Source organism: uncultured Arthrobacter sp., assembly GCF_902805515.1.
Lineage (GTDB): Bacteria > Actinomycetota > Actinomycetes > Actinomycetales > Micrococcaceae > Arthrobacter_D.
Genome location: NZ_CADCTE010000122.1, coordinates 1 through 16,052 on the forward strand (window position 1 = coordinate 1; position 16,052 = coordinate 16,052).

Annotated in this window: 14 protein-coding genes and 1 pseudogene; 6 read left to right on the plus strand and 9 right to left on the minus strand. The window is 69.3% G+C overall.

Annotated features, from left to right (window positions below):
• The 4 genes and pseudogenes from QZX79_RS10865 to secG all read left to right on the plus strand — a co-directional run.
• A pseudogene (locus tag QZX79_RS10865) lies at positions 1 to 294 on the plus strand (type I glyceraldehyde-3-phosphate dehydrogenase); the annotation flags it as partial.
• Between the two features lie 4 nt (positions 295 to 298).
• A complete protein-coding gene (locus QZX79_RS10870; protein ID WP_294568298.1) occupies positions 299 to 1,540 on the plus strand; it encodes a phosphoglycerate kinase in 1,242 nt (413 codons plus the stop codon).
• 86 nt (positions 1,541 to 1,626) lie between these two features.
• Positions 1,627 to 2,442, plus strand: coding sequence for a triose-phosphate isomerase (gene tpiA / locus QZX79_RS10875; protein ID WP_294568299.1), 816 nt, complete (start codon positions 1,627 to 1,629; stop codon positions 2,440 to 2,442).
• A 45-nt stretch (positions 2,443 to 2,487) separates the two neighbouring features.
• On the plus strand, positions 2,488 to 2,736 hold the full coding sequence (gene secG / locus QZX79_RS10880) for a preprotein translocase subunit SecG (RefSeq protein WP_294568300.1): 249 nt from the start codon (positions 2,488 to 2,490) through the stop codon (positions 2,734 to 2,736).
• An 89-nt stretch (positions 2,737 to 2,825) separates the two neighbouring features.
• On the opposite strand, the gene pgl is transcribed toward secG, so the two are convergent.
• From pgl to tkt, 6 genes are read right to left on the minus strand one after another with little or no spacing between them, the layout of a single operon-like run.
• Positions 2,826 to 3,626 carry a 6-phosphogluconolactonase gene (gene pgl, locus QZX79_RS10885; protein WP_294568301.1) on the minus strand — a complete coding sequence of 267 codons (801 nt, stop codon included), beginning with the start codon at positions 3,624 to 3,626 and terminating at the stop codon, positions 2,826 to 2,828.
• Positions 3,616 to 4,557, minus strand: a complete 942-nt coding sequence (locus QZX79_RS10890) for a glucose-6-phosphate dehydrogenase assembly protein OpcA (RefSeq protein WP_294568302.1) — start codon at positions 4,555 to 4,557, stop codon at positions 3,616 to 3,618. The genes pgl and QZX79_RS10890 overlap by 11 nt, the downstream gene beginning before the upstream one ends.
• Positions 4,554 to 6,098 carry a glucose-6-phosphate dehydrogenase gene (gene zwf, locus QZX79_RS10895; RefSeq protein WP_294568303.1) on the minus strand — a complete coding sequence of 515 codons (1,545 nt, stop codon included), beginning with the start codon at positions 6,096 to 6,098 and terminating at the stop codon, positions 4,554 to 4,556. Before zwf ends, QZX79_RS10890 begins: the two co-directional genes overlap by 4 nt.
• 2 nt (positions 6,099 to 6,100) lie before the next feature.
• Positions 6,101 to 7,744 (minus strand): glucose-6-phosphate isomerase, encoded by a 1,644-nt coding sequence (locus tag QZX79_RS10900; RefSeq protein ID WP_294568304.1) that lies wholly within the window; start codon positions 7,742 to 7,744, stop codon positions 6,101 to 6,103.
• Positions 7,745 to 7,749: 5 nt separating this feature from the next.
• Positions 7,750 to 8,862 (minus strand): transaldolase, encoded by a 1,113-nt coding sequence (gene tal / locus QZX79_RS10905; protein ID WP_294568305.1) that lies wholly within the window; start codon positions 8,860 to 8,862, stop codon positions 7,750 to 7,752.
• 57 nt (positions 8,863 to 8,919) lie between these two features.
• On the minus strand, positions 8,920 to 11,097 hold the full coding sequence (gene tkt, locus QZX79_RS10910) for a transketolase (protein WP_294568328.1): 2,178 nt from the start codon (positions 11,095 to 11,097) through the stop codon (positions 8,920 to 8,922).
• Between the two features lie 410 nt (positions 11,098 to 11,507).
• Between tkt and QZX79_RS10915 the strand changes: the two genes are divergently transcribed.
• Together QZX79_RS10915 and QZX79_RS10920 are read left to right on the plus strand one after the other, a co-directional pair.
• Complete coding sequence (locus QZX79_RS10915) at positions 11,508 to 12,449, plus strand: heme o synthase (RefSeq protein ID WP_294568306.1); 942 nt, start codon at positions 11,508 to 11,510, stop codon at positions 12,447 to 12,449.
• Positions 12,450 to 12,480: 31 nt separating this feature from the next.
• Positions 12,481 to 13,392, plus strand: coding sequence for a dihydrodipicolinate synthase family protein (locus tag QZX79_RS10920; protein ID WP_294568307.1), 912 nt, complete (start codon positions 12,481 to 12,483; stop codon positions 13,390 to 13,392).
• Here the strand turns inward: QZX79_RS10920 and QZX79_RS10925 are convergent.
• The 3 genes from QZX79_RS10925 to QZX79_RS10935 are packed head-to-tail and all read right to left on the minus strand — an operon-like array spanning position 13,373 to position 15,964.
• Complete coding sequence (locus tag QZX79_RS10925) at positions 13,373 to 14,347, minus strand: heme A synthase (RefSeq protein ID WP_294568308.1); 975 nt, start codon at positions 14,345 to 14,347, stop codon at positions 13,373 to 13,375. The two genes, QZX79_RS10920 and QZX79_RS10925, sit on opposite strands and share 20 nt — an antisense overlap.
• Before the next feature lie 4 nt (positions 14,348 to 14,351).
• Positions 14,352 to 15,095 carry an ABC transporter permease gene (locus QZX79_RS10930; RefSeq protein WP_294568309.1) on the minus strand — a complete coding sequence of 248 codons (744 nt, stop codon included), beginning with the start codon at positions 15,093 to 15,095 and terminating at the stop codon, positions 14,352 to 14,354.
• The gene (locus QZX79_RS10935; RefSeq protein ID WP_294568329.1) at positions 15,092 to 15,964 is read right to left on the minus strand and encodes an ABC transporter ATP-binding protein; all 873 of its coding nucleotides are present in this window, start codon (positions 15,962 to 15,964) and stop codon (positions 15,092 to 15,094) included. The genes QZX79_RS10930 and QZX79_RS10935 overlap by 4 nt, the downstream gene beginning before the upstream one ends.
• Positions 15,965 to 16,052: the final 88 nt, after the last annotated feature.

The window sequence follows — 16,052 nt, forward strand, 5'->3', positions numbered from 1 at the left end:
ACCGGTTCGGCAACGGACCTCACCGTGACCCTCGGCCGCGAGGTCACCGTCGAGGAAGTCAACGCAGCCTACAAGGCCGCCGCCGAGGGACCCCTCAAGGGCTACCTGACCTACACCGAGGACCCGATCGTCTCTTCCGACATCGTCGGCGATCCGGCGTCGTCCATCTACGACTCCGGCCTGACCAAGGTCATCGGCAACCAGGTCAAGGTCGTGTCCTGGTACGACAACGAGTGGGGCTACTCGAACCGCCTCGTTGACCTCACCGAAATCGTCGCTTCCAAGCTCTCCTGACCCGGTGGGCTACGCATCGATTGACGACCTCCTGGCGGAAGGGGTCCGCGGCCGGCGGATCCTGGTCCGCTCGGACCTCAACGTTCCCCTTGACGACTCCCAGCGGGTCACCGACGACGGACGCCTCCGGGCGTCGCTTCCTGTGCTGCGCAAGCTCAGCGAGGCCGGAGCCGCCGTCATCGTGATGGCTCACCTTGGGCGCCCCAAGGGTGCGCCCGAGGCGAAGTACTCGCTCCGCCCCGCCGTCGACCGCCTGGCCGAGCTTGCGGACTTCCCCGTGACGCTCGCGGGGGATACCGCCGGGGAGCAGGCGCGGGCAGCAGCCCAGGCGCTCTCCGACGGGGAGGTCCTGGTGCTCGAGAACGTGCGGTTCGACCCGCGTGAGACCAGCAAGGACGAGAGCGAACGCGCAGCACTCGCACAGGAGTTCGCCGGGCTCGCCGGCAGCTCGGGGGCATACGTCAATGACGCTTTCGGTGCCGTGCACCGCAAGCATGCAAGCGTGTATGACCTCGCCGCGATCCTTCCCTCCTACCAGGGCGACCTGGTGAAGGCGGAGGTCGAGGTGCTCCAGCGGCTCACCACGGACCCCGAGCGGCCCTTCGTGGTCGTTCTGGGCGGATCGAAGGTCTCCGACAAGCTGGCAGTCATCGAGAACCTGCTGGGCAAGGCCGACCGGCTCCTGATCGGCGGGGGAATGGTCTTCACGTTCCTCGCCGCCCAGGGGCACAAGGTGGGCGCCTGCCTGCTCGAGGCCGACCAGCTCGACACGGTGCGCGGCTACCTCGACCGCGCGGCCGAGGCGGGCACGGAGTTCGTCTTCCCGACGGACATCGTTGTCGCCGAGAAGTTCGCGCCCGATGCAGGACACGGGGTGCTTGCGGCCGATGCCATCGAGTCCGGCCCCTACGGTGCCGGCGGGATCGGCCTCGACATCGGACCGGCCAGCGGCTCCGATTTCGCGGCGCACATCGCGCAGGCGAAGACCGTGTTCTGGAACGGGCCCATGGGCGTGTTCGAGTTCGAGGCCTTCGCCGAGGGGACCCGCGTGGTTGCGCAGGCCCTCGTCGAGGCGCAGCGCAACGGCGCCCTGACGGTGGTGGGTGGAGGCGACTCCGCCGCCGCGGTCCGGGGCCTCGGGTTCGAGGACGCCCAGTTCGGCCACATCTCCACCGGGGGTGGGGCAAGCCTCGAATACCTCGAGGGCAAGGAGCTCCCCGGCCTGACGGCGCTCGAGCGCGCCTGAGGCCACCGGCACGGGAACATTTCCGCCGCAGGACCCGCCCGCACGGGCGGGTCCTGCGGCTCCTGACGACTGAAAGAGAGTTCGCTATGACCACCTCGACGAACGGTGTGTTCGACCGGCGCCCCCTGATCGCCGGTAACTGGAAAATGAACCTGGACCACGTCCAGGCCATCACGTTCCTGCAGAAGCTCGCGTGGACCCTCGACGACGCCAACCACGACTTCGGCAGGGTTGAGGTGTCGGTGTTCCCGCCGTTCACCGACCTGCGCGGTGTGCAGACCCTCGTCAAGGGGGACGACCTGCCCGTGGTGTACGGCGGCCAGGACCTTTCCCCGCACGACTCCGGCGCCTACACCGGGGACATCTCCGGGCAGTTCCTGAAGCGCCTCGGCTGCACGTACGTGCTGGTGGGCCATTCCGAGCGCCGCACGATCCACGCCGAATCCGACGAACTGCTCAACACCAAGGTGCACGCGGCCTACCGGCACGCACTCGTGCCGGTGCTCTGTGTCGGTGAGGGCCTCGAGATCCGCCAGGCCGGCACCCACGTCGAGCACACGCTCGATCAGCTGCGGAAGGGGGTTGCCGGTCTTTCGACCGAGCAGGCCGCCCAGCTTGTTGTCGCCTACGAGCCCGTCTGGGCGATCGGCACCGGCGAGGTGGCCGGACCGCAGGACGCCCAGGAGATGTGCGCGGCGATCCGCGCCGAACTGGGCGAACTCTTCGACGGCGACACGGCCGCGAAGGTCCGCCTGCTCTATGGTGGGTCGGTCAAGGCCGCCAACGCCGGAGCGATCCTCAAGGAACGCGACGTCGACGGCGTGCTCGTCGGCGGTGCGAGCCTCGACGTGTCCGAGTTTGCTAGTATTGTCAGGTTCGAACAGCACCTGGTCACAGGCTAGTCGCGCCTCCCGCCAACGGCGGGTTCTCAGCCTTGAAAGGGCCCCGTGGAAATTCTCCGAATCATCCTTCTCGTACTGCTGGGCATCACCAGCCTGCTCCTGACGCTGCTGATCCTGCTGCACAAGGGCCGCGGCGGCGGCATGTCCGACATGTTTGGCGGCGGCATGACCTCAAGCATGGGCTCCTCCGGGGTTGCCGAGCGCAACCTGAACCGCTTCACCGTGGCGCTTGGCCTGGCCTGGGGCACCGTGATCATCGCCCTTGGACTGATTCAGCGGTTCCTCGAACCCTGAGCAGCGCAAAAAAAGGCCCCGCCGCTTCCAGGATTGGAAGCGGCGGGGCCTTTTTCGTGGGCCGGGGGTGCGCTATCGCCCCGGCTCGATCACTGTTCGGCGTCCTCGCGGTTGATCAGGCGGCCGGGGAGCTGCACGGCAGCATCCTGGTCGATCAGCCACAGGGTCTTGTTCCGGCCGCGGGCACCGGCGGCCGGCACCTGGACGGAGCCGGCACCGGCAAGGGCCAGGCCCACCGCGCCGGCCTTGTCCTCACCGGCCACCGCCAGCCAGACCTCCTCCGCCGAGTTGATGCTCTCCAGCGTGAGGGAGATCCGCTCCGGCGGAGGCTTGGGTGCGTCGGCGACGCCCACGACGGTCGAGCCCTTCGTCCGGATCCCCGCCAGCTCCGGGAAGAGCGAGGCGATGTGGGCGTCCGGGCCGACGCCGAGCATCAGCACGTCGAACCGTGGCAGCCGTGGATCGGCGGCGCCGTCCAGGGCTTCCGCTTCGGCCGCTTCCTGCAGCCGTGCCGCGTAATCGGCGGCGGCGGCATCCTGGTCGGGGAACTGGTCGCTGGAGCCGAACTCGTGGATCTTCGCCGGATCCACAGCAAGGTGGTCAAGCAGTGCCTCGCGGGCCTGCACCGCATTGCGGTCGGGGTGGCCGGCCGGCAGGAACCGCTCGTCGCCCCACCAGAAGTCCACCTTCGACCAGTCCACGGTCCGGCAGGTGGGGGATTGCCACACTGCCTTGAGGGCCGCCGTGCCGATGGAGCCTCCGGTCAGCACCACCGTGGCCGTCCCGCGCTCGTTCTGCACATCGACGAGGCGGGTGATCAGGCGAGACGCCACCGAGGCGGCAAGCAGGGTCGGGCCGGGGTGGATACTGATCTTTGGCTCAGCGTTCACTGGTTTGTACGCTCCTTAGGTTCGTTTTCGCAAGGCCTTCGGTGATAACTTCCCCGAAGACGTCGTCCGGGTCAAGTCGACGAAGCTCCTCGGCGAGGCACTCCTCCAGGCTGCGGCGCGGCAGCGAAATCCGCTGGACCGGCTGGCCGAGCTGGTGCAGCTCGGCCACATCCCGGCCCGGACGGTACAGCTCGATGTCCCCGTTGTCCCGCGAGAGCCGCACCCGGTGCAGGCCGGTACCGGCGGGACCGGCCGCAATCGTCACCGGAGCATCGAGGGCCAGCGTCAGCCAGGCCGCCAGCAGCACGGTGCTGGGGGAGTCCTCGGCGCCCTCGACGGTCACGGCGGTGATCGTGGACGGTTCCGCCTGGTCGAGTACGGCGGCCAACTGGATGCGCCAGTTGGTCAGCCGGGTCCAGGCCATGTCCGTGTCACCGGCGGAGTAGGTGGTCTGCAGGTTGAACAGTGCCGCCGCAGGGTCGGCCTCGTTGGACGAGTCGGTGATCCGACGGTGGGCGATGGCACCGATGGAGGTCTGAGCGGCCGCCGCAGGCATGCGGTGCGGCCACCAGGCCACGATCGGGGCATCGGGCAGCAGCAGGGCCGAGACCAGGGACTCGTTCTCGTTCGCGAGGTCCCCGTAGCCGCGGAGCACGATCACCTCGGAGGCCCCGGCGTCACCGCCGACCCGGATCTGCCCATCGAGTCGAGTCGGCTCGTCGTGCGAGCCCTCGGCCAGGACGATGATGCGGCAGGGGTGCTCCCGGCTCGCCTCGTTCGCGGCCCGGATCGCCTCCTCTTCGGCCCCGGCGCGGGTGATGATCACGAGGGTCAGCACCCGCCCAAGGGCGACGACGCCGCCCCGGTCGCGCAGGCTCATGATCTCCTTCGAGACCTTCGAGGTGGTGGTGTTCGGAAGATCGACGATCATGGCCTTCTCCAGCTTCTGCCATCGGCGGCCAGTAGTTCATCGGCGGAGGATGGTCCCCAACTGCCCGGCCTGTACTTTTCGGGCTGTTCATCAAGTGAGGCCCAGAACTTCTCGAAGGGATCGAGGATCTGCCAGGACAGTTCGACCTCCTGCTGGCGGGGGAACAACGGAGGCTCCCCGAGCAGCACATCGAGGATGAGCCGTTCGTAGGCCTCCGGGCTCGACTCGGTGAAGGAGTGGCCGTACCCGAAGTCCATGGTGACGTCCCGCACCTCCATCTGCGTGCCCGGAACCTTCGAGCCGAACCGGATGGTCGCACCCTCGTCCGGCTGGACGCGGATGACGACGGCGTTCTGCCCGAAGTCGTCATCGTTGTTGTCCTGGAAGAGCAGGTTCGGGGCGCGCTTGAAGACGACCGCGATTTCCGTGACCCGCCGGCCGAGGCGCTTGCCGGCCCGCAGGTAGAACGGGACACCGCTCCACCGGCGGGTGTTGATGTCGAGCCGGATTGCGGCGAAGGACTCCGTCGTGGAATCGGCCGGGATGCCGTCCTCGTCGAGGAAGCCCTTGACCTCCTCACCGCCCTGCCAGCCGCTGTCGTACTGTCCGCGGGCGGAGTAGCAGGTCAGGTCCTCGGGGAGCCGCACCGCAGCGAGCACCTTCTCCTTCTCGGCGCGCAGGTCCTCGGCGTTGAAGGAGATGGGCTCCTCCATGGCCGTGAGGGCGAGCAGCTGCAGGAGGTGGTTCTGGATGACGTCCCGTGCGGCGCCGACGCCGTCGTAGTAGCCGGCGCGCCCACCGATGCCGATGTCCTCGGCCATGGTGATCTGCACGTGGTCGACATAGTTGGCGCTCCACAGGGGTTCGAACAGCTGGTTGGCGAAGCGCAGGGCCAGGATGTTCTGGACCGTCTCCTTGCCGAGGTAGTGGTCGATGCGGAACACCGCGTCCGGCGGGAACACCTGTTCGACGATGTTGTTCAGTTCGCGGGCCGACTCAAGGTTGTGCCCGAACGGCTTCTCGATAACGACGCGCCGCCACTGACCGTCGCCGGGCTCGGCAAGCCCGTGCTCGGACAGCTTCTGGCACACGATCTCGAAGGCCTTCGGCGGGATGGACAGGTAGAACGCGTGGTTACCGCGCGTTCCCCGGGTCTCATCCAGCTCGCTCAGCGACTCCTGGAGGCGGTCGTAGGCGTCGTCGTCGTCGAAGTTGCCCTGGACGAAGCGGATTCCGGCCTCAAGCTGCTCCCACACCGTGTCGTTGAACGGGGTGCGCGCATACTGCTTGACGGAGTTCCGGACCTCCTCGGCGAACTGCTCGTTGCTCCAATCGCGCCGGCCGAAGCCGATGAGGGCGAAGCTGGGCGGGAGCAGGCCGCGGTTGGCCAGGTCGTACACGGCCGGCATGAGCTTCTTGCGGGCGAGGTCGCCGGTGACTCCGAAGAGCACCAGCGACGACGGCCCCGCGATCCGGTTCAGGCGCCGGTCGCGGGGATCCCGCAGGGGATTTGCCTGTTTGGGGGGAAGGGTCTCGTGCATGTCTAGCCGTTCTGCTGGGTCTCCCGGCCGGCTCCGGCCAGGAAGTCAATGACGCCGGTGAGCTGGCTCAGCCCCGCCGCGCGGTCTGTCAGGTGCAGGCGGACCACGGGACGGCCGTGGGCCTCAAGCACCTGTGCGTCCCCGGCCGCCTGGGCCGAGATCAATTCCCCGAAGGTGAAGGGCAGTCCCGGAATCTCCAGGTCCGAGCCGGCGGCGCCGGTGATCTGGAGGTACACCCCGGAGGCCGGTCCACCCTTGTGGAACTGGCCGGTCGAGTGAAGGAACCGCGGTCCCCACCCGAAGGTGACGGGCCGGCCCGTCAGGGCGGCCAGCGGACTGCGCAGTTCCTCGAGCGGCGCCTGGGCGTGCCGGTCCAGGTACGCCTGGACCGACAGGTAGCCGGTGGGCTCAAGGGTGCCCAGGAGCGCCTGGAGGGCGTCCCCGACCGTGGTGGCATTGCCGAGCAGGTCCGCGTCACCGCGGATCTCGACGGCGCCGTCGATGAAGTTAGCCGGAGCCGGAGCGGGCTGGGCGTCAAGCAGGCCGCGGGCGGCCTTCTTCGCCGCCTCCACGTCGGGCTGGTCGAAGGGATTGATCCCCAGCAGCCGGCCCGCGACCGCGGTTGCGAACTCCCAGACGAACATCTGGCTGCCCAGCGATCCGCTCACCACCGCGCGGGTCTGTCCGTCCGTGGACACCTCGGCGTCGGAACCGGCCAGGACGACCGGAACGACGTCGTCGGCCACCGTGGCGACCTCGGGGGAGTCCAGGGAGGCCACGACGGGCAGCAGGCCCGTGCCGAGCTTCCCGGTGGACTCCGCGATGAGCTGCTCGGCCCAGTCGGCGAAGCCCGGCAGGCCGGAGCCGCCGTCGGCGAAGACGATCTTGTCGCGCAGGGGCTTGGTGCCCCCGAGCACGGCGCCCAGCCGCAGGCCGGCGTTGTCGGGTCCGTCCTCGCCGAGGAACTCGGAGATCTCCTCGGCATCGGCCACGAGGGCTTCGATGTCGGCCCCGGCAAGGCCCGAGGGGACCAGGCCGAACGCGGTCAGGGCCGAGTAGCGTCCGCCGACCTGCGGATTGGCGTTGAAGACCTGGCGGTAGCCGGCCTCCCTCGCCGAACCGTCGAGCGGCGAACCGGGATCGGTGACGATGATGATGCGGGACTTCGCGTCGATGCCGGCGTCGGTGAACGCCTTCTCGAAGACCCTGCGCTGAGAGTCGGTCTCCACGGTGGAGCCCGACTTCGAGGACACCACGATCGCCGTCTCGGCGAGGCGCTCCGCGAGGGCGGCGCCGACCTGGTCGGGGTCGGTCGAGTCGAGGACCACGAGGTCGACCCCGGCGGTCCGGGTGATGACCTCGGGGGCCAGCGAAGACCCGCCCATGCCGGCCAGCACGAAGCGGGTCACCCCCTCGGCCGCAAGCTCCTCGCGGAGCTGTGCGATCTGCGGGATCAGCGCCCGTGACTCGTCGAACAGGTCGATCCAGCCGAGGCGGATGGAGGCCTCAGGCTCGGCGTCGGGGCCCCACAGGGTGGCGTCCTTGGCCATGAGCCGGGAGGCGACCTTGTCCTCGACCAGGGTGGAAAGTGATGCCTCGATGGCGGCTGCGGCCGCGCCGGACGCGGCGAGCTCGAATGAACCCATCGGGATCAGCGTCCTTCGGTGTCGAGTGCGGTCTTGACGGTCTCGAGGAGCTCGGACCAGCTGGTGACGAACTTGTCGAGGCCTTCGGTCTCGAGCTGCTCGACGACCTCCTTGTAGGAGACGCCCAGGCCGTCGAGGTCGTTGAGCACGGCGTTCGACTCCTCGTAGGTACCGGTGACCGTGTCGCCTTCGATGACGCCGTGGTCGGCCGTCGCCTCAAGGGTCTTCTCCGGCATGGTGTTGACGACGCCCTCAGCGACGAGTCCGCTCACGTACAGGGTGTCGGGCAGCGACGGGTCCTTGACCCCGGTGGAGGCCCACAGCGGACGCTGGGGGTTCGCGCCGGCACCGGCGAGGACCTGCCAGCGCTCGGTGGCGAACTGCTCCTGGTACACCTGGTAGGCCAGGCGGGCGTTGGCGAGCCCGCCCTTGCCCTTGAGCGCCTTGGCTTCGGGGGTGCCCAGAGCGTCGAGGCGTCCGTCGATCTCGGCGTCGACGCGGGAGACGAAGAAGGAGGCGACGGAGTGGATCTTGCTCAGGTCGTGCCCGTTCTCCTTCGCCTTCTCGAGGCCGACCAGGTAGGCGTTGATGACCTCGCGGTACCGCTCGAGCGAGAAGATCAGGGTGACGTTGACGCTGATCCCCGCGGCGATGGTCTCCGTGATCGCCTCAAGGCCTTCCACGGTGGCCGGGATCTTGATCAGGACGTTGGTGCGCTGGACCTTGGCGTGGAGGCGCTTGGCCTCCTCGATGGTGCCCTGGGTGTCCCGGGCCAGGCGGGGGTCGACCTCGATCGAGACGCGGCCGTCGAAGCCGCCGGTGCGCTTCGCCGCTTCGGCGAAGATGTCGCAGGCCTGTGCGACGTCGTGGGTGGTGATGTCGAAGACCGCCTGGTCGACGGAGGCGCCGGCCTGAGCCAGGGCGCCGACCTGCGAGGCGTAGGACTCGCCCTGCTTCAGCGCGGCGGCGAAGATGCTCGGGTTGGTGGTGACACCGACGACGTTGAGCTCTTCGATCAGGCGCTTGAAGGCACCGGAGTTGATGCGTTCGCGGGACAGGTCATCGAGCCAGATCGAGACGCCGGCGGCGGAAAGGTCGGCCGTTGGGTTGGAAGTCATGAAATTCTCCTTTGGGTCCGCGTTCACGGACACTTGTGTCGGACGGAAGCGGTGGGACTACAGGTGGTCGCCGGTCTCGGTGGCGCGGGCGCCCGACGGCATGGCGGGGGTGCCATTGGCCGCAAGGGGCGTGCCGGCGGCGGCGCTGATCGACTCGCGGGCGGCGGCCACGACGGCCTCCGCGGTGATGCCGAACTCGCGGTAGAGGGTCTTGTAGTCCGCCGAGGCGCCGTAGTGCTCGAGGGACACGGCACGGCCGGCGTCGCCGAGCAGGCCCTGCCAGCTCTGGGCCACGCCCGCTTCGACGGAGACCCGGGCGCGCAGGCTGCGCGGCAGGACCGACTCGCGGTACGCCTCGTCCTGGCTGTTGAACCACTCGAGCGAGGGTACCGAGACAACGCGGGTGGCGATGCCTTCGGCTTCGAGGGTTTCGCGGGCCTGGACGGCCAGCTGCACCTCGGACCCGGTGGCCATCAGGATGACCTCGGGGGAGCCGTTGCGGGCCTCGGCGAGGATGTATGCGCCCTTGGCCACGCCTTCGGCCGAGCCGAAGGTGTCACCGGTGGCTGCGCCCTCGCCGCGCTCGTACGTGGGGATGTTCTGCCGGGTCAGCACGATTCCTGCGGGGTTCTGGGTGTTCTCCAGGATGGTCCGCCAGGCCACGGCGACCTCGTTGGCGTCACCGGGGCGCACGACGTCGAGGCCGGGGATGGCGCGCAGCGAGGAGAGCTGCTCAACGGGCTGGTGGGTCGGCCCGTCTTCGCCGAGGCCGATGGAGTCGTGCGTCCAGACGTAGATGGCCGGCACGCCCATCAGGGCGCCGAGGCGGACCGCAGGCCGCTGGTAGTCGCTGAAGATCAGGAAGGTGCCGGAGAACGCGCGGGTGCTGCTGTGCATCACGATGCCGTTGACGATGGCCGCAGCGGCGTGCTCGCGGATGCCGAAGTGGAGCACCCGTCCGTACGGGTTGCCCTTCCAGGCCTCGGTCTGGCGGCTCGTCGGCACGAATGACGGGGAGCCTTCAATGGTGGTGTTGTTCGACTCTGCGAGGTCGGCGGAGCCGCCCCACAGTTCGGGAAGGACCGGACCGATGGCGGTGAGGACCTTGCCGGAGGCGGCGCGGGTCGACATGTCCTTGCCGGAGGGGAACTCGGGCAGTGCTTCTTCCCAGCCTTCGGGAAGGGTGCGGGAGGCGATGCGCTCGAGCATCTTCGCCTCGTCCGGGTGGGCTCCACGCCAGGCGTCGAAGGAGGTGTCCCAGTCGGCGCGGGCGCTGGCGCCGCGCTCAACGACCTTGCGGGCGTGCGCCAGGACCTCGGGGTCGACGTCGAAGTGCTTCTCCGGGTCGAATCCCAGGGCCTGCTTCAGCGCGGCCACCTCGTCCTTCCCGAGGGCGGAGCCGTGGATCTTGCCGGTGTTCTGCTTGTTGGGAGCAGGCCAGCCGATGACGGTCCGGAGGGACACGATCGAGGGCTTCGAGGTTTCGTTCTTAGCGGCCACCAGGGCGGCATACAGCTCGGCGACGTCTTCGACGTACTCGCCGGTCTTCGTCCAGTCGACCCGCTGGACGTGCCAGCCGTACGCCTCATAGCGCTTCAGCACGTCCTCGCTGAAGGCGATGTCGGTGTCATCCTCGATGGAGATGTGGTTCTCGTCGTAGAGCACCACGAGGTTGCCGAGCTCCTGGTGGCCGGCGAGCGATGAGGCCTCGGAGGTGACGCCCTCCTGGAGGTCGCCGTCGGAGGCGATGACCCAGACGGTGTGGTCGAAGAGGCTCTCGCCCTCGGGGGCCTCGGGGTCGAACATGCCGCGCTGGCGGCGCTGGCCGAAGGCGAAGCCGACGGAGGTCGCGAGGCCCTGGCCCAGCGGGCCGGTCGTGATCTCCACGCCCTTGGTGTGGCGGTATTCGGGGTGGCCGGGGGTCTGCGATCCCCAGGTGCGCAGCGCCTTGAGGTCATCGAGTTCCAGGCCGTAACCGGCCAGGTACAACTGGATGTAGAGCGTCAGCGACGTGTGGCCGGGGGAGAGGACGAACCGGTCGCGGCCGGTCCATTCCGGGTCGGACGGGTCATGGCGCATCAGTTTCTGGAAGAGCAGGTAGGCGGCGGGAGCAAGGCTCATCGCGGTACCCGGGTGGCCGTTGCCCACCTTCTCCACTGCGTCCGCGGCGAGGACGCGGATGGTGTCCACCGCCTTTTCGTCCAGTTCGCTCCAGTTGAGTTCCTGCTCTTGCATCTTTGCCACGTTGACCGGGCCTTTCTCTGTCCAGGTCGGCCAGCGCCACGGCGCCGTGGGGAGCTGGGGGCAGGGGTACGCGGAGGCACCCACAACCTGCTGGCCGTTCACCGTTGAATCCTGCATTTTTCCGTGTATTCCCAGTGATGCAGGCACCCCCGCAGGAGGGCCACTTGGGCTTCAAAACCAACCATATCCCTTCCTCGCATCAAAGGAAGTTCACTGGGTAACAAGTCGGAGATGTTGCCGTCCATTCCCCAAAAAGTCCCGGAACGCGGGTGAGCATTGTCACGGGGAGTCGCTCCGGGCCCCGGCCCGCGCGGCAGGGTAATTAGGGCCCGATTTCTACGCGGCGTAAAAGGGTATGATGATTCTGTCTTTTGCCCCAAAAGAAATGAAAGTGTTGCCTTGTGAAGACCCAGCAGGTTTCTGCGCCGGCACGGCCGCCCCGGGCCCGAGGGGGCGTCGGGCGCAAAGCCAGGGCCTATCTCGCCCTGACCAAGCCGCGGGTGATCGAGCTCCTGCTGGTCACGACCCTTCCCACGATGATCTTCGCCCACGGCGGGTTCCCGGCACCCGGGCTGATCCTCGCCACCATGGTGGGTGGGGCGTTCGCCGCCGGCAGCGCCGGCGCCTTCAACTGCTACATCGACCGCGACATGGACAAGGTGATGCACCGGACGGCTAACCGCCCGCTGGTGACCGGGGAGGTCACCCCCCGGGAGGCGCTGATCTTCGCCTGGGCGCTCGGCGCCGCGGCCATCGGCATCCTGTGGTGGGGTGCGAACCCGCTGGCGGCCTGGCTGGGCGTCGCCGCGATCTTCCTCTACGTCGTTGTTTACACGCTCATCCTCAAGCGCCGGACCGCGCAGAACATCATCTGGGGCGGCGCCGCCGGCTGCATGCCGGTGCTGATCGCATGGGCCGCCGTGACGAACTCGGTCGAGTGGCCCGCCGTCGTGCTCTTCCTCATCATCTTCCTCTGGACACCCCCGCACTACTGGCCGCTGTCGATGAAGTACAGCGACGACTACAACGCGGCGAACGTCCCGATGCTCGGGGCCATTGCCGGCGCGCGCGTCGTTTCGGTCCAGGTCGTCCTGTATGCGTGGGCGACCGTCGCATCCTCGCTGCTGCTGGTGCCGGCCGGAGCCGGCTGGGTCTACACGGTGGCCGCCGCAGCTGCCGGCGCCTGGTTCATCCGGGAGACCCACCGCCTTCACGCCAAGGCACGCCAGGGAACCCTCGAGAACCGGGCGGCCATGAAGGTCTTCCACGGCTCGATCAGCTACCTCACCGTGCTCTTCCTCGCCCTGGCGATCGACCCCTTCGTCGGCGGCCCCGTCTTCTAGCGGGAAGGACCGGCGCCGCTAGCATGGGGGCATGACCTTCACCGGGCTCGTCGCCTATCCCATTACGCCCTTCACGGCCGACGGCGGGGTGAACACCCCCGAACTTGCCGCCCTGATCTCTTCCCTGGCGGTCTCGGGGGTCGACACCATCGCCGTCCTGGGTTCCTCCGGGAGCTTCGCCTTCCTCGATTCGACCGAGCGCGATGCGGTGGCGCGCACCGCCGTCGAGGCTGCCGCGGGCGCGGTGCCGGTGGTGGTCGGCATCAGTTCAGTGGGAACCCGCGAGGTGCTGGCGGCCGCCCGCTCGGCCGAACGCGCGGGAGCAGCGGGCCTGGTTCTTTCGCCGGTCTCCTACGTGCCGCTGACCGAGGAGGAGGTGTCCTTCCAGGTGCGCTCCGTCGCGGAGTCGACCGACCTGCCGATCTGCCTCTACAACAACCCCCGCACCACCCAGTTCAGCTACGGGCTCGAGCTGGTGGCGGAACTCCTGGCCCTTCCCTCGGTGGTGGCGTTTAAGGACACCGCCGCGGACGTGGCCTCCTTCCAGCAGCGGTATGGCCGCCTCCGCTCCCTGACGGACGCCACCTTCAGCCACGGCCTGAGCGGCGACCTGCTGATCGCCTCGGGGGAGCTGGCGGCGGACGCCTGGCACACCGGCCCGGCTGCGCTCCTTCCGGCGTATTACGCCCGGTTCCGCGCGGCGGTCGCCGCGGGGGACGCTGCCGGTGTCGCGGAGTGCCGCAGGGTGCTCCTGCCCGTGGTGCAGCATGTGGTGAACCTGCGCAAGATCAGCGGGCTGCACCTGCTCGCGCGCGTCTGCGGCATCGACGCGGGGGATCCCCGCCTTCCGCTGCTCCCGGTCCCGGGCAGCGAACAGCGCGAACTGGCGCGGCTCGTCGACGTGGTTGAGGAGGCGCTGGCCCTCAGCGGACCGGTGTCCTGACCTGCCCGGGAGCCGCGGCAGCCGCGCCGGCCGGCTGCCGGGTGTATCCCGTATAGACCGCGTGGACCGCCGCCGCGGTCAGCAGGGAGGCCCCGAGCAGGTGCAGGGCCACCAGCCCGATCGGCAGGTGAAGGAAATGCTGGGCGTACCCCACGGCGCCCTGGGCCAGGACCACGACGGCAAGGAGCACCAGCGACCGGCGCAGGGCCGGCGCCACCCGGTACCGGTAGGCCAGCGCGACGGCCAGGGCCACGGTCATCACCAGGAGGTAGACCGGTGCGGCGTGGATGCGGGTCATCAGTTCCGGGTCGAGGTTGTTGCGGGCCGCTCCGTGGTCTCCGGCGTGGGGCCCCGAACCGGTCACGATCACCCCGAGGACGACGACGAGCCCGGTCAGTACGGCAATCACCGCAAGGAGCTGGCGCAGGATCCTCGGAGCCGCCTGCGGCAGGCGCTCCCGGCTCCGGGCGGTGGTCAGCCGGGTCCGGTTCACCAGCACCGTCGCGACGGTCACGAGGGCCATTGAGACCAGGAAGTGCCAGCCGACGACCCATGGATTCAGATCGGTCCACACGGTGATGCCGCCGATCACGGCCTGCGCGGGGATGCCCGCCAGGAGCGCCACCGAGAGGCGGAAGAGGTCCCGGCGCGGACGGCGCAGGTTGAGCACTGACACCAGCATGGCGACCGCGATCACCACCAGCACAAAGGTGAGCAGGCGGTTGCCGAACTCAATGACGCCGTGCAGGCCGAGCTCCGGGGTGCTCACGATCGAGTCGGCGGTGCACCGCGGCCACTCGGGGCAGCCAAGGCCCGAGGCGGTGAGCCGTACCGCTCCGCCGGTGACGACGATGACGATCTGGGACACCAGTGACGCGATGGCCAGCCGGCGGATGAGAGGGGTCTCGGTGGCCGGGAGCCGGGATCGCAGGCGGGTCAGGGCAGAAGACGGCATGTTCTCAACTCCATCGGAACCAGCGGACGGCGGCGGCACTGGCCACCGCGGCCCAGCCCAGCAGGATCAGGCAGGACAGGGGATGAAAGGAGCCCTCGAGGAAGGCGGCGCGCAGCCCGTCGCCCAGCGCCGACGACGGCAGGATCCGCACGAACGGCTCGACGGCGGCGGGGAGCCCGGCGGCAGGAAGGATGATCCCTCCGGCGGCGGCCAGCACGATCCACAGCAGGTTCGTCACCGCGAGCGTCGCCTCCGGCCGCAGCGTCCCGGCCACGAGGAGGCCGAGCGCGGTGAAGGCCGCCGCGCCGAGGGCGAAGGTCAGGACCGCCCAGGGCAGCCCCGCCAGTTCCGGGCGCCAGCCCATCAACACCGCGGCGCCGCCGATCAGCACCACCTGCAGGGCGAGCACCACGGCCACGGCCGCGGCCTTGCCGAAGACCAGGCCGGAACGGCCCAGCGGGGTGGTCGAGAGGAACCTGAGCACCCCGTACCTGCGGTCGAAGCCGGTCGCGATGCCCTGGCCGGTGAACGCCGTCGACATCACGCACAGCGCGAGCACCCCCGGCGCCGCGGTGTCGATCCTGCTGGGACCGAAGCCGTCAAGGAGGGGCGTGGCCACGAGGCCGGCGAGGGCCAGCAGGGGCAGGGCGACGGCGAGCACGAGCTGTTCACCGTTGCGGAGCATCGCGGCGGCCTCGTAGCCGCCGTGGCGCAGCACCCTCCGGGCGAGGGGGGCGGCCTGGGTCATCGGATGCTCCGTCCGGCGATGTCGAGGAAAACGTCTTCGAGGGACCGGGGGGCCATGGAGACGGCTACGGGCAGGATTCCCTCGGAGTCCCACCACTGGGCCAGGGCCGCGAAGTCGGCCGCCGTGAGGGCGCCGCTGACCAGGTAGTGGCCCGGCTCCGGTTCCGCGCGGTGGAGGTGCGGCAGGAGTCCGGGGGGAATTTCAAGGCCCGGCACGCTTTGGAAGCGCAGTTCCCGGAAGTTCTCGGGGGCGGCCCCGGCCGTCAGGTCGGCCACCGTGCCCTGGGCCACGGTGCGCCCGCCCTCCATGATGTAGACGTAGTCCGCAAGCTTCTGGGCGTCGTCGAGCAGGTGGGTGGTGAGGATGATCGCGAGTCCCGCGGCGCGCAGTTCCTTAATGAGTTCGAACACGATGGTGCGCGACTGGGGGTCGAGCCCGGCGCTGGGCTCATCCAGGAAGAGGACCTCGGGCCGCCCGATCAGGGCGCAGGCGAGGGCGAGCCGCTGCTTCTGGCCGCCGGAGAGGCGGCGGATGGACGTGCCGCCGAAGTCGTCGATCCCCAGCCGTTCGGCGAGCTCATCGACCGGCCGCGGATCCGCGTACATGGAGGCGACATGGCGCAGCAGGGCCATCGGCTTCACCGAAGGAGGCAGTCCGCCGTCCTGCAGCATGACGCCGACCCGGGCACGCAGCCGGGGACTCGCGCGGTGCGGGTTCTCACCGAGGAGCCGGACCGTGCCGGCGGTGGGGCGCTGGAGGCCCTGGGCGCATTCGAGCGTCGTGGTCTTGCCGGCGCCGTTGGCACCGAGGATCGCGGTGACGCTGCCCATCGCCGCCTCGAGGTGGACCCCGTCGAGCACCCGGACCATCCGTCCGTCGAGCGAGGGGACCGGCCCGAAATCCTTGGTGAGGCCCTCGATCACCAGGGCGGCGGCTGTATGGTGCACCCGGCTATTC